This is a genomic window from Sphingobacterium kitahiroshimense, from assembly GCF_025961315.1.
In the GTDB taxonomy this organism is placed as follows: Bacteria; Bacteroidota; Bacteroidia; order Sphingobacteriales; family Sphingobacteriaceae; genus Sphingobacterium; species Sphingobacterium anhuiense.
The window spans coordinates 3,809,002-3,823,137 of record NZ_JAOQNK010000001.1 but is presented as its reverse complement, the minus strand read 5'-3'; the positions used below and the strand labels follow the sequence as shown (position 1 = coordinate 3,823,137).

General features: G+C 37.7%; 15 protein-coding genes. 1 reads left to right on the top strand and 14 read right to left on the bottom strand.

The genetic code is table 11. The features are described from left to right. Positions 1-2: 2 nt before the first annotated feature. The 11 genes from pseB to M2265_RS16920 all read right to left on the bottom strand — a co-directional run bounded on the left by pseB (position 3) and on the right by M2265_RS16920 (position 10,142). Positions 3-1,016: a UDP-N-acetylglucosamine 4,6-dehydratase (inverting) gene (gene pseB / locus M2265_RS16970; RefSeq protein ID WP_132769859.1), complete on the bottom strand. Its 1,014-nt coding sequence runs from the start codon at positions 1,014-1,016 to the stop codon at positions 3-5. Positions 1,017-1,030: 14 nt separating this feature from the next. After that, positions 1,031-2,104, bottom strand: a complete 1,074-nt coding sequence (locus M2265_RS16965) for a lipopolysaccharide biosynthesis protein (protein ID WP_132769861.1) — start codon at positions 2,102-2,104, stop codon at positions 1,031-1,033. A gap of 3 nt (positions 2,105-2,107) precedes the next feature. Then, complete coding sequence (locus M2265_RS16960) at positions 2,108-4,618, bottom strand: SLBB domain-containing protein (RefSeq protein WP_132769863.1); 2,511 nt, start codon at positions 4,616-4,618, stop codon at positions 2,108-2,110. Between the two features lie 33 nt (positions 4,619-4,651). Beyond that, entirely contained in the window at positions 4,652-5,512 is an 861-nt protein-coding gene (gene rfbA / locus M2265_RS16955; protein ID WP_132769864.1) for a glucose-1-phosphate thymidylyltransferase RfbA, read from the bottom strand. 117 nt (positions 5,513-5,629) lie between these two features. Next, positions 5,630-5,983 (bottom strand): four helix bundle protein, encoded by a 354-nt coding sequence (locus M2265_RS16950; protein WP_132769866.1) that lies wholly within the window; start codon positions 5,981-5,983, stop codon positions 5,630-5,632. A 113-nt stretch (positions 5,984-6,096) separates the two neighbouring features. Next, on the bottom strand, positions 6,097-6,963 hold the full coding sequence (rfbD, locus tag M2265_RS16945; RefSeq protein WP_132769868.1) for a dTDP-4-dehydrorhamnose reductase: 867 nt from the start codon (positions 6,961-6,963) through the stop codon (positions 6,097-6,099). Continuing rightward, the gene (rfbC, locus tag M2265_RS16940; RefSeq protein WP_132769869.1) at positions 6,950-7,510 is read right to left on the bottom strand and encodes a dTDP-4-dehydrorhamnose 3,5-epimerase; all 561 of its coding nucleotides are present in this window, start codon (positions 7,508-7,510) and stop codon (positions 6,950-6,952) included. The genes rfbD and rfbC overlap by 14 nt, the downstream gene beginning before the upstream one ends. Before the next feature lie 124 nt (positions 7,511-7,634). Continuing rightward, on the bottom strand, positions 7,635-8,687 hold the full coding sequence (gene rfbB, locus M2265_RS16935; RefSeq protein WP_132769871.1) for a dTDP-glucose 4,6-dehydratase: 1,053 nt from the start codon (positions 8,685-8,687) through the stop codon (positions 7,635-7,637). A 152-nt stretch (positions 8,688-8,839) separates the two neighbouring features. Continuing rightward, complete coding sequence (locus tag M2265_RS16930; protein ID WP_132769873.1) at positions 8,840-9,319, bottom strand: hypothetical protein; 480 nt, start codon at positions 9,317-9,319, stop codon at positions 8,840-8,842. A 363-nt stretch (positions 9,320-9,682) separates the two neighbouring features. After that, positions 9,683-9,943 carry a hypothetical protein gene (locus M2265_RS16925; protein ID WP_243655408.1) on the bottom strand — a complete coding sequence of 87 codons (261 nt, stop codon included), beginning with the start codon at positions 9,941-9,943 and terminating at the stop codon, positions 9,683-9,685. Continuing rightward, entirely contained in the window at positions 9,906-10,142 is a 237-nt protein-coding gene (locus tag M2265_RS16920) for a hypothetical protein (protein WP_237682843.1), read from the bottom strand. Before M2265_RS16920 ends, M2265_RS16925 begins: the two co-directional genes overlap by 38 nt. A 171-nt stretch (positions 10,143-10,313) precedes the next feature. Here M2265_RS16920 and M2265_RS16915 point away from each other — a divergent pair, with 171 nt between their 5' ends. Further along, on the top strand, positions 10,314-11,249 hold the full coding sequence (locus tag M2265_RS16915; RefSeq protein WP_132769875.1) for a UDP-glucuronic acid decarboxylase family protein: 936 nt from the start codon (positions 10,314-10,316) through the stop codon (positions 11,247-11,249). Between the two features lie 429 nt (positions 11,250-11,678). Here the strand turns inward: M2265_RS16915 and M2265_RS16910 are convergent, their stop codons facing one another. The 3 genes from M2265_RS16910 to M2265_RS16900 all read right to left on the bottom strand — a co-directional run bounded on the left by M2265_RS16910 (position 11,679) and on the right by M2265_RS16900 (position 13,794). Beyond that, positions 11,679-12,677 (bottom strand): mannose-1-phosphate guanylyltransferase, encoded by a 999-nt coding sequence (locus M2265_RS16910; RefSeq protein ID WP_132769877.1) that lies wholly within the window; start codon positions 12,675-12,677, stop codon positions 11,679-11,681. Between the two features lie 118 nt (positions 12,678-12,795). Then, complete coding sequence (locus M2265_RS16905; protein ID WP_132769879.1) at positions 12,796-13,221, bottom strand: adenylyltransferase/cytidyltransferase family protein; 426 nt, start codon at positions 13,219-13,221, stop codon at positions 12,796-12,798. A 126-nt stretch (positions 13,222-13,347) separates the two neighbouring features. Then, entirely contained in the window at positions 13,348-13,794 is a 447-nt protein-coding gene (locus M2265_RS16900; protein WP_021188618.1) for an adenylyltransferase/cytidyltransferase family protein, read from the bottom strand. Between the last annotated feature and the right edge of the window lie 342 nt (positions 13,795-14,136).

Below are 14,136 nucleotides of genomic sequence, written 5' to 3'. Positions count from 1 at the left end.
AACTATAGTTCAAACGTTGAATCAACGTGTTCTTTAATTAAATTACGTAAACTTTCAATCGTTTCCCACTCCGTATTCGCACCAGATGTATAGGAAAAACCTTCATCAACTTTTTTTCCGCTGAAGGCTTTCAGGAAATCTTGTAGATTCCAACTCGGAACTGTTGGCAAAATGGTATAATATTTACCAAGGTCATAAGTATAAAAGGAATCAGATGGGGTAATCATTTCTTCATGAATCTTTTCTCCCGGTCTAATGCCAATAACCCGGTGCTCACATTCTGGAGCAACCGCAACAGCTACGTCCATTATCCTGTAGGATGGAATTTTGGGTATAAAAATTTCTCCTCCCCAAGCATTAAACAGAGCATGCATTACCATATCCACACCTCCTTGTAATGAAATATTGAAACGGGTCATGTTTGGATCGGTAATCGGAAGTACACCTTCTTTCTTCTTATTCATAAAAAATGGAATAACGGATCCGTTGGATCCCATCACATTCCCATAACGTACAACTGAAAAACGAATTGGATTATTGCCACGTATATTATTTGCAGCAACAAAAAGTTTATCTGAAGCTAATTTAGTGGCTCCATATAAATTAATAGGAGCGCAGGCCTTATCTGTAGACAATGCAACCACACACTCTACTTCAGTTTCGAGGCATGCATCAATGACATTCTGCGCACCGTGTATATTTGTCTTGACACACTCATCGGGATTGTACTCGGCAATATGAACATGCTTCATTGCAGCAGCGTGAATAACATAATCAATCCCTTTCATCGCGCGCACAAGCCTGTCCTTATCACGAACATCACCAATAAAAAATCGGATCTGAGGATAGTTAACCTCAGGATATTCCTGCGCCATCTGAAATTGCTTTTGCTCATCTCTTGAAAAGATAACCAAACGCTTTACTTCGGGGTGATTAATGGTAATATGTTTTACTAAAGCCTTACCTAGTGAACCTGTACCACCAGTGATTAATATCGATTTATTTTCCAAATTCATTATATTCTTTAACCTTAATTTTTGATAATTTCATTATACCACTTTTTAATAACAAGAAAAATAAATGTTAAAAAAGCAAATACAAATGCGCATATAACGCTAGTTAATATAGCGCTCGAACGGTCCATCTTAAGCGGAAAGACGGGCTCATCAACCTTTTGTATTAAAGGTGATTCTTTCATTAGTGCCATTTTAGACATCTCCAGGTTTTGCATTAATTGACTCAAAATGACCTTATTTGTTTCTGCTGAAAATTGCGACCGTTGCGTAGGTACGAGACGTTGTGCTTGTCTTGTGGGATTCAGATTGGGCGTAGCATCTATTGCACCAGCACTTGCAGATATATTACCATTCATAACTGCTCTAACCGAATCGGTCTTATGCTGTAAAATCGCAATATTATCCAGAGATTTCTTAGTCTTGGTTTTTACGTAAAAATCATTTACTTCTGCAACTAGTGCTTCATTAAATTCTTTAGAAAAAACCTCATCTGTGGATGTTACATCAACTTTAAATAATGCCGATTTTTTATCCAATTTTCCAACTATTAAATTTTCTTTATTGATATCTTGAACCGCTCGCTGTATAATACTATCCCGAGTCCGAACCAATGCTATAGGAATGGTCTTCTTAAAGTCGATCTCTAATAATACAGGATTATTTTCTTTCCAACGTTTGCGAGCATTGGTCATGTTTAAATAGCGATCTAAAATAAGTAGTGAACTATCGTTCACTGATGGGAGCAATAAAGCCGCTTCAATCATTTTTCGAGATTTATATAACTCAAAAAGATTGTCTCCTTGAAAAATATCACCCCCCGTATTTCCTAAACTAACACCCGCAAGGGCCGCTAATCCAGCCATTTGACCTGCACCACTATTCGCACCATCTCCTGATTCTAATACGAAAGTTGTGCTTGCTGTATAAGTTGTTTTCTGCGACTTCGCATAGTAATAGCCAATACCTCCTCCACATAAGATAGCAATAAGGAAGAAATACCATTTAGATAATAAATACTTAGTCCAGTCCTGAAGCTTAAAAACTAAATCTTTTAAGGTAATCATTTCGACACCGCTTGTACTACCCATATTTTATCTAAATAAACTTAAAATAATCGCTAAAGTCGATGCCACACCAGCGCCGATACTTACCCAAGCCTGTGAACTTAACCTTTCACGTGGTGCACGTTTTGGTACAACAATTTCTGCTCCAGGTTTTACTTCTGGATAACCGCCATCTTTTCCTTTAACCGAGCCATTTGCATATTGTACAAAAACTCGTTTTTTTAAAGCATTATCTGTAAATCCTCCAGCTTGATTAACATAATATTTTAGGTTTTTACCTTTTACATAAACCACATTATTCGGATTCAATACTTCGCCCATTACTTTAACCGTTTCCAGTTCCTTTGGTACAGTGATAATATCACCATCAAGCACTAGTAAATCTCCTCGTTGCTTAGGATTGGTAAGAATTTTACTCAGTTCGATACCCACTAAGTCACTTGGCTCAATATCTGGTGCTGAAACACCTTGCTGTTGTGACAATTTCGCCAATGCTTTATTTTTAGCATTTGGATTAGCTAACGTAATTTCTTGTTCAAAATTATTCTCTTCAATTCGTTTTTCACCTGAGATAATCGCAATTTCTTGTTGAGAATTTTCCTTTTCTTTTTTCTCCTCAGCCTGTAGTTTGGAAAGACCTGTGCGTTTCAAAGAAGCACCATCCGTATAAGCATATGAAGTTAATCCTCCGGCCCGCTTAATAATATCAGAGATACGTTCGTCCTCACGTGAAATGGTATATATACCAGGGAATAAAACTTCACCTTCAATCTTCACTTGTCTTTGTGTACGGAAACCAGCATCGCCCAAAACCGTAATCACATCATAAGGCTGTAATTCAATATTCGGATTAGAAATGATACCTTGATCGATTTTCAAAAGAACGGTTTGCGATGAATTCGAATCTGAAACATTTCTATTTTCTAATCTTCTAGCAATTTCTATTCGTGCATTTTTTGCAGATTCGTTCAAACCACCTGCTTTTTGAATTAGGTCGCCTAAAGTAGCATTACTTGCAAAGGGGAAATCTCCAGGAAAACGAACTTCTCCCTGTACCGTAAATTTATATTCGTCTCTTAGATCAAAAATAGAAGCAATTTCAATCTTGTCTTCTCTTTTTAATGGAATATCAGCTGTTGTTCCTGCTAATACTTCCTGAACATTGAAATTAATCAGCTCTGCCGTATTATCGGCTCTCAACCTATTAATGATACCTCTTTCTAAAAAGGCATCTTCACGTACACCATCCGCCTGTTCTAATAATTGCTTAAGAGTCATCCCTGGTTCCATGCCATATAATCCTGGACGGAATACAGCTCCTAAAATACTAACTCGGTTAGCGAAGCGCTCCAAGATTGGCTCTACGATAAATTGATCACCTGCTTTGGGACTATAATCAGCAAATTGATCCGAATAAATATCTTTGACACTACGTTCTCTATCTGTCTTTTGCAATACCTTGACCTTGGCGGTGTACGCATTTTCACTAAAACCCCCAGCATATTTGACTAAATCCAAAAGGGACTCCCCTGCTACTGTTTCAAAAATAGCTGGACGTTTAACTTCGCCTTCAAATTGCACACGACTACCATACACAGGGATATGAATGATATCCTGATCTTGGAGGCGGATATTACCTCGCTGGATCCCATTCGCTAAAAAGTCATATAAATCAATAGTCGTAACAACCTGATTGTTGCGGACTACCTGTATCTGACGATAAGTTCCCTTTTCACTAGGACCACCTGATGCATATAAAGCATTGAATACAGTTGCTAAAGAAGGTAAAGTATATGTTCCCGGTTTTGTCACGGCGCCGGTTAATGTAATCCGAATACTACGGATATTACCAATGTTTACATCCACCTGCGTCTGTCCTGAACGGATAGCTGGGTAAGTACCGCTCAAACGTTGTTGGATCTTACTTTTTGCTGCTGCAATAGATAATCCTGACACAGCTACTTTGCCGACATATTCAACCGTAATCGTTCCATCTGGGCTAACTGGCAACTGGTAAGATGCTTCATTATCTCCAGTAATATCCAATAAAATTTCATCATCAGGTCCAATAATATACGAACTTGGGGTGGCCATCCTTAAATTTGGCTCGAAAGTAATTTCTCCATTTTTAAATAAGTCGGAGCCAAAAATTTTCAATTTATCCTCATCAATTTTTAAAGAGTCTTGATCCTTCTTTTTATTTTTTAAAGAATCTGACTGTATAGTGCCATTGATCTGACGACCTGAGGCTGAACTTGTATTGTTTTGTTTATCTTTCAGTTGATTAGGCTGTTGTTTATTTCTCTTAATCTTTTGCAAGCGATCTTTTAACTTTTGAGCTTCAACTGCAGAGACGCCTTGCGCACGAGCAAATCCATCCAATTGTGATTCACTATAACCCATAAGTTCTGCACGTTTGACATACTGCTCAATTTGAGCATCCGTTAAATCATCAACTCTTATATTTGCTGGATTGGTCTGTGCATGAATGGATCCAAAAAAACTCACTACACACAACAACAATATCACTCTTTTCATTCTAATTTGAAATTTTCACAAAAATAGGTAAATTTATTTAATTGAGAGGCACAGGTATTCTCCATAACCTGATTTACGCAACGGTTCAGCAATTTTTAATAATTGCTCTTTATCAATATAGCCCATACGATAAGCTACTTCTTCGATCGCTCCGATCTTCATCCCTTGGCGTTCTTCAATTACCTGAACAAACTGAGCCGCCTGCATAAGCGATTGTACTGTACCTGTATCCAACCAAGCTGTACCCCTATCAAAAACAGCAACATTCAACTTTTCACGTTCTAAATAGATTTTGTTGATATCGGTAATCTCCAGCTCTCCTCTCGAGGATGGTTTTATTTGCTTTGCAATTGCTACCACATCATTATCGTAGAAATATAAACCTGGGATAGCAAAATTTGATTTTGGTACTACAGGTTTTTCCTCTATTGAAATCGCTTTTTTATCTTCATCAAATTCCACGACGCCATATCGCTGAGGATCTGTAACTTGGTAAGCAAACACCATTCCGCCTTCGATGTCAACACATGACTGTAATAATTTGGACATCCCTGAACCATAAAAAATATTATCGCCCAAGATTAACGCTACTTTATCATCACCTATAAATTCTTCCCCCAAGATAAACGCTTGTGCCAAACCGTCTGGGCTGGGTTGTTCGATATACTCAAATCTACATCCAAGTTGCGAACCATCGCCCAATAGCCTTTGAAATTGCGGTAGATCTTGTGGAGTCGAAATAATTAAGATCTCATTGATCCCCGCCAACATTAAAGTGGATAGCGGATAATAAATCATCGGTTTATCATATACTGGCATCAATTGCTTGCTCACTGCCAAAGTCATGGGATGTAGACGTGTTCCTGATCCTCCTGCTAGTACGATTCCTTTCATTTTTTTTAATTTTAGTTACGTAGTAATTAGTGACGTAGTGACTAGTAAAGCAGTCTTTTTTAGTGACGTAATTTTTCTTAGTAACATAGTGACTAGTAAAGTAGTGACACAGTACTTTTATATTTTATTTTTAATATTCTCTATTAATTTCAACAGCATTCTTCTTAGCTGAACATTTTCTTCTAAAGCTGAATCAATGACAATTGTATACCCTAATAATTTAGCTATTTCAATTTGGGTTTCAATTTCACTCAATGAACCCAAAGCGATATATAAAAATTGGAGAAATTCTTTAGCAGATCTTCTCGCAGCTCCTTCTGCAATATTACTTGGAACTGAAACGGCAGCTCTTCTAATTTGACTGGTCAAACCAAATTTTTCCATCTCAGGAAAATCACGAGATAAATCATATATACTTTTAACATATAAAAGTGAACGTTGATATACAATTAAATCTTTATGACTTCTCATCTTTTATATTTTAGTGATTATATCTTTCGATTACTTCTTCACCTTCACTTCGTTACTTTCGTGACTTGATAATTCCGTTACTCGGTCACTAGTTCACTTTGTTACTTTAATCCTTAATTATCCAAACATCTCACTAGGCTATCTTTCCAAAATGGTACTTCGACTCCGAATGTTACTTTGATTTTCGTTTTATCTAATAACGAATACTTTGGTCTTTTTGCAGGTGTTGGATATGCCGTTGTCGGTATCGCCTGTATCTCACAGTTCAAACCTTTAATATCTCGAATAGCAACCGCAAAATCATACCAGCTAATTTCGCCTTCGTTGCTGTAGTGATAAACACCACCTTTCCATTTTCCTGAATTAACAATATCTACAATTGCCTGCGCTAAATCTTGCGCTGAGGTCGGAGAACCGATCTGATCGTTAATAACGGAAATGGAATCCCGTTCAGATAGCAGACGCAACATGGTTTTTACAAAGTTTTTTCCAAAAATAGAATATACCCATGAAGTTCGAATGATAATCGCCTCGGGGTACCATTTCAGTATTGCTTGCTCACCTTTTAACTTTGTTGCTCCGTAAATATTAATTGGACTGACTGGAGCATCTTCGGTCAATGCGACACTGCTACTTCCATCAAAGACATAATCGGTCGAAATCGCAATCAATTTTGCGTTATGCAATCGACAATACAGCGCAATCTCTTCACTAGCCAAATGATTAACCTGTTCTGCCAGGTCAGCATCTGATTCGGCTTGATCGACCGCAGTATATGCTCCGGCATGAATAATCAAATCGGGTTGATACATACTAAGAATATCCTGAATAATCGTAATCTGATCCAAAGGAAGCTGTTTCCGATCCAAGAAAAAACATTCTTTAGACACATCCTGATCCAGCAGAACTTTCAATTCTTGACCTAACTGCCCGGATGTTCCCGTAATAACAATACGCTGTTTTTGACTAACCGATTCCATTTTTTTCGTTAAATGCCATAAAAGACTGCGCTTCTTCATCTTTCACAGAAAGAATCATATCTTCCCGAGGGACCTGCCAATCAATACCTAACGCTATATCTAACGGATGAACACCGTCTTCTGCTACTTTGTGATAATGATTATCGCATTTGTAGAAAAAGACAGCATTTTCTGATAAGACCGAAAATCCATGTAAAAATCCACGTGGAACATATAATTGTCTCTTATTTTCGGCAGATAACTCCACTGCTACATACTGACCATATGTTGCAGAACCTAGACGTACATCGACAGCAACGTCCAACACTTTACCTTCCAAAACACGCACTAATTTTGCCTGCGCATATTCTCCGGCTTGCATATGCAAGCCACGTACAACACCATACTGCGATTGGGATTGGTTATCTTGGACAAATGCTGGTTTCGACCCTACAATCTGTTCAAACTTCTGATCATTAAAGGCTTCAAAAAAGTAACCTCTTTCGTCTTCAAAGACTGTCGGTTCTAAAATAAAACAGCCTTTTAATTTTGTTTCGGTAAAATTCATGGTTTATTTTTTTAGTGACATAGTAACGATAGTGAACTAGTAACATCGCTATTTTTAGTGACCTAGTACTCGTCACTTCTTTACTTGTTACTCTGTTACTTGTTACTTGTTACTCGGTCACTTCTTAATCCTTGTACTGCTTATCGTAATATTTTTGGTAATCTCCGGAAGTGACACTTGCTAGCCACTCCTCGTTGTTCAAGAACCAATCGATTGTTTTGGAAAGACCTTCTTCAAACGTTACAGAAGGATACCAACCGAGTTCCTTATTTATCTTGGAGGCATCAATAGCATAACGCAAATCATGCCCTGGACGGTCTTTAACGAAAGTAATCAAGTGTTCTGCTGTACCAGCTGGACGACCTAATTTTTCATCTACCTGTTTACATAATTCTTTAACCAAATCAATATTCTGCCACTCGTTAAAGCCACCAACATTATAAGAATCACCATTCTTACCTTCATGAAAGACAAGATCTATCGCTGTGGCATGATCAATTACAAATAACCAATCGCGGGTGTATTTTCCATCTCCGTAGATGGGTAGTGGCTGACCGTTCAAGATATTATGAATACATAATGGAATCAATTTCTCCGGGAAATGGTTAGGACCATAATTATTAGAACAATTGGTCAGTACGATAGGCAAACCATAAGTATCATGGTAAGCTCGAACAAAATGATCGGAACTCGCCTTCGATGCTGAATATGGAGAATGTGGATCATAAGCAGTCTCTTCAGTGAATAAACCTTCTGCTCCTAACGCACCAAATACCTCATCGGTAGAAACATGATGAAAACGCTTACCTGTAAAATCGTCTTTCCAGATCTGGCGTGCGGCATTCAATAAATTAACCGTTCCGATCACATTCGTCATCACAAATGCGGTAGGATCGGCAATGGAACGGTCGACATGAGACTCTGCTGCTAAATGTATGACACCGTCGGGTTTATATTCTTCAAAAACACGGAACATATCCAAGGCATCGGTAATATCGGCCTTAACAAAGGTGTAATTCGGCTCCTCTTCGAGGTCTCGTAAATTTTCGAGATTACCAGCATACGTCAAAGCATCTAGATTGACAATATGGTAGTCAGGATATTTAGTAACAAAATTTCGTACTACATGAGAACCTATAAAACCTGCTCCACCTGTAATTAGGATTGTTTTATTCATAATATGAGCAAAATATTTCTTAACAGCTTAAAGCCCCTTAACGATAATTAAGGGATTAGCATCAAAAGTAATAAGATTTTATGAACAATCAATCACTACAAGCGAGCAAAACAAGCTAAAATGAGGTTTTCAGCTTATTCTTTGCCAAAAATCTATTTTTCTACTTGCTCTTGGTATAGTCCAGATATCGGTACAGCAACTCGAAAAAGTTTCGTCTTGCCACCTTCAAAATGCAATTTCCCGGAAATAGTGGTAAGTACTCCAGTTAAATCTAATGTTGTCAAGTCTCTATTCAATACCTTATAACGGATAGATACCTCAGGATGTGTTAAACTATTGTATTGAAAAGGAAGTGATAAAGACTGATCAAGCTGTATATTGACATCAGGGTGTTTTAAATTTACACTTTTTAGTGTAGCATGCTTTAATTTTTGATCACTGCTGCTGCCATGGATCACAATTACACCGCTCTTCACACTACGATCGCCACTATACTGTCCCGCACGCTCTTGAAAAAGGTAACTGACCGATAATGTGCCATGAGCCGCTAATCGTTGCTTCGAATGCTGTGCTGTCCAAAAATAATAACTGCCAAATAAAAATAATACAATTAAAATAATTACAATAATCATTGTGGGTAAAGGTTAAGGGTTGTAAAATAAAAGAGCATTTATAATGATGAGTAACGTTGTGACCGGCAACTAGTGACTGTAGTAAAAAGTAACGTAGTGGCAATCTAACTTTCTAACCATCTCAACTGATAAACAGTAACATTGTAATGCTCAAAATGGTTTTGCATATAGTAAACATGATTTGCATATATTAACGTAATGAAAAGCCACATCGTATGAATGTAAGCAGATTAATTAGATCTGTTTTGGATACACTCATAAAATTACGCATGCGCCATTTCGATAGCACAAATTTAGACCTAAAAAGTGAACTGTACTTTCTTTTAAAATTAAGTTTCGATGAAACTAGCAAGACCAAAATGCTTATAAACAAAAAAACGAGATAAATGCGGCCTTAATACTGTGATTACATTGGTTACTACAACGATTACTCGCCTCCCGATAATCGGCCACATAAATGGCTGCAGACTCCCGAGTATCACCGGTATCTTTTTTAAAGGCCCAGCCTAAAAATACGATTTTCTTACCATTGACCGTATTGTACATGGTCTTAATAATATGCTGTGCAAATCGTTCTTTCTGATGATCATTTAACAAAATGACCTGCTCCCAATAATCGGCCACAACAGTTAAGTTGTAGGAACGGGCGATATAAACGAGATTTAAAATATATCTCTGAAAACAGAAACCACCAAAACCCCACAGATGCTTTCAGGAACTTAGATCCAACCCTGGAGTCATAACCAATGGCACGCGACACTTCAGCAACATTGGAATCTGCCACTTCACATAATTCGAAAATTGCATTGATTGAATATAGCATACAACGACATATAAGTCTTAACCAACAAAATATAAGGAAGTTAAAGCAGCTATATGGATGCCGAAATTATTTATTTATTTGCTACAATTCAATACGAAGAGGAATAAATTTGTCAGACAACTGTGAGATCTATATCTTCGTAATGTTCAACTTTTGATAAAAAAGAGATCCATGAAAAAAAAAATATTGATAACGGGTGGGGCAGGTTTTATCGGCTCGCACTTATGCAGAAGATTGCTCGACGCTGGAAACGAGGTGATTTCTTTGGATAATTATTTTACAGGATCGAAAGAAAATATAGCTCCACTATTATCAAACCCATATTTTGAAGCGATCAGGCATGATGTGACCATGCCTTATTTTATTGAAGTGGATGAAATTTATAATCTCGCTTGCCCTGCGTCGCCGATACATTACCAGTTTAATGCGATCAAAACAGTCAAAACTTCGGTGATGGGTGCGATCAATATGCTGGGATTGGCAAAACGGCTTAACGTAAAAATTTTGCAGGCTTCTACAAGTGAGGTATATGGTGACCCGATCATCCATCCGCAAACGGAATCATACTGGGGTAATGTCAACCCCATCGGTATCCGATCTTGTTATGATGAAGGAAAAAGATGTGCAGAAACATTGTTTATGGACTATCACCGCATGAATGATGTTAAAATAAAGATCATTAGAATATTTAATACCTATGGACCAAATATGCATCCGAATGACGGAAGGGTGGTATCGAACTTTATCACTCAGGCGCTAAATAATAAAGATATTACAATTGATGGTGACGGTTCGCAGACCCGAAGCTTCCAGTATGTAGATGATCTTATCGATGGTATGATTAAAATGATGGAAAGCCCTGTTGAAACGATAGGTCCCATTAATATGGGAAACCCCAATGAATTCAGCATTCGTGAACTGGCAGAAAAGGTGATCACGCTGACAGGTTCCAAGTCTAAAATTATCTTTCAGCCTTTGCCTTCTGATGATCCTAAACAAAGGAAACCGGATATTGATCTGGCAAAAGCAAAATTAAACTGGGAACCTAAAATCCAACTGGAAGAAGGACTTATAAAGACCATTGCTTATTTTAAAAATCTGTCTTAAATATGATTGCACCATTTTTCTTTTGAAATACCGGGCACCTTTTACATAAAAATTGATAACCTCTAAAACAGACCAATTCCCATCTTGATGTAAAGTCAGTTTAACAACAGAATGTTCATGGCTGCATTTAACCGCATTGATCAACAGATTTCGGAGTATTCGTTTCATAATATCCACGTCAAAAAAGATATCCGGTCCCTGTTGTAGTTACAGATCGAAATTGATATTTTTGATTTTTGCAGACAACTGATAATCAGCGATCCACAAAATCACCACAAGCATATATAGGTACTTTATCGCTAAAAAAAATGGGAATCCACATACAAGTAGAATTCCCATTAATGCATAAAATATAAAAAGCCGTATGTTTTTTAATAAAACGTAATCTTACAAAAAAACACGTAACGCTTTTCAGTTTGTTGTATATTTTTAATCGATCAGTTTGGACTGGTGTCGTTCTAGTGTATTGTATATTTTCTTAACATCCTGAGAACTTTCTTTTTGTAAGATCAGGAAGGCATCTTTTGTATAAACCAGGATCGTATTTCTTAAACCAACGAATGCACTGTAAACATCCGTTCCGATCACCATGTTTCCATTTTCATCCGTAGGATGACCGGTATGCTTCAGATAATCATACATCGACTCAAATGAACCCAGATCGGACCAGTTAAAATGTGTTGCAACAACGCGAATTTTTTTGGATCGCTCCATCACAGCATAATCAATACTGATCGAGGGAATCTCTTTGGATAATGCCTCATCCAAAATACCATCTTTCTTATGTTGCCAAGCGGCCAAAGCGGTGGCATAAACACGTGGCTCAAACTGCTGTAGTTCCTGCAATAAGGTGTCTGCCCGAAAACAGAACATACCCGAGTTCCACAGGAAATTGCCTCTTTCTATAAAATCTTCCGCTGTTTCTTTATTCGGCTTCTCGCGAAATGAGAGTACCTGATCACCTTTATACTCAATATAACCATACCCGGTCTCCGGTTTGGTTGCCTGGATCCCAAAAGTAACAATATAGCCTTGATTTGCCTTTTCTATTCCTTCTTGAATGGCCTTATTATAACTTTCATCACCCACGATAACATGATCTGAGGGCGTAACAACCAAAATATCATCAGCGTTCGCCGCAAATGCCGCAAATGCAATCGCCGCAGCTGTATTACGTGGAGTAGACTCCACGATGTCTATATACTCCACCCCGCTGCTCTCCATGACCTCGCGACTCAGTTGATTGTTATCTTTATTCCCCACAACAATAACCTGGTTGCATAAATCCCGATTACGATTGACAGTCATCTCAAACAAAGATCCTTCTTTAAATAGAGAAAGATACTGCTTAGGAAAACTTTTACGAGACAGCGGCCATAAGCGGCTCCCCACTCCACCCGATAAAATCACATGTACTATATTGCTCATTCTATTTTTTATATATCTTTTTTGTTATTGGCGTAGTGACTAGTAAAGTAGTACTTTCTTAGTAACGTAGTGACGATAGTGAACCCGTGACGAGTTATCTGCTACCTTCGTTACTCGATTACCTGACTTTCTCCGCTTCCTTTGCCGCAACCTCTTTACGTAGGCCTGTACTTGAAAAACGATGGCTGCGTTTGTTGTAATAGATATCGATAGCTTCTTCAACACAATATTTCTTTCCTGTAAAATCCATATCGCGGTATTCTTCTCCAATGATCCTAACCTGAATAGGCAAGGCTTTAATCATATCGATCAAGTCCTGCTCTGTTTCGTAAGGAATAATCTCGTCCACATAACGGCAACCTTCTAACTGAATATAACGCTCCACAACAGTTTGTGTCGGCGCTGATTTTTCAGGAGAAACTTCCGAAGGATCCGTATTGAGTCCAACAATGAGGTAATCGCAATTGCGACGTGCTTCTTCCAACATCATGATATGCCCGGCGTGTAATAAATCAAATACGCCAAATGTAATTCCTATCTTCATGTAATGTGTTCTTTCTTTTTTTAGTGACGTAGTAACTATAGTGAACTAGTGACGTGTTATGAGCTATCTGTTAATTCATTACCTTTGTTACTTCGTTACTCTGTTACTGCTTTACTCTTATACTTTCTAACCTTTTTCCACCTCATGTTCGGCAACGATACGGCGCAGACCTGAACTTGAAAAACGATGATCGCGGCTGTTGAAATACAACTCGATACCAGACTCTTCACAATACTGGCGTCCCGTAAAATCACGCTCGCGATATTCATCACCAACAATACGCACATCGATCTTGAACGAACGCAACACGTCCTGCAGATCCTGTTCTGTCGCATAAGGTACAATCTGATCCACATATTTACAGCCTTTGAGCTGAATATAACGCTCCACAACAGTTTGTGTAGGTTTATTTTTCTCAGGTCGGTCCAAGGTTGGGTCAGTTTGTAGGCCACAAATTAAATAGTCACACTGACGTTTGGCATCTTCCAGCATCTTGATATGACCTGCATGCAACAGATCAAACGCACTGAAAGTAATGCCGATACGCATTTCTTTAGCAGGTATTGTAATCATATTTAAAATTATAATAACATGAATTAAGTACAGTTTTATTACTATCTCAAAGATAGAGATTATTTGTAATACAAAAGCCATTCCGAAAAGTTCATAAAAATTTAATATTGAATTATGCTACCACAAAACATCGGATTATCCATATTCCAGCCTATACAATTAACAAGTTCTTTATTAATTCATTAAGAAAACATCAAACATTAAGCCTTTACGGTCATACCCTAAACCTGTGTTAAAATTTAATTCTAAAGATGAAAAAAATCAAGCAATTGTTTTTAACTTCACCTCAATTATATTGTATATCAATCACAATATCGCTAAGTTTGTTATCATTAAGCTAAT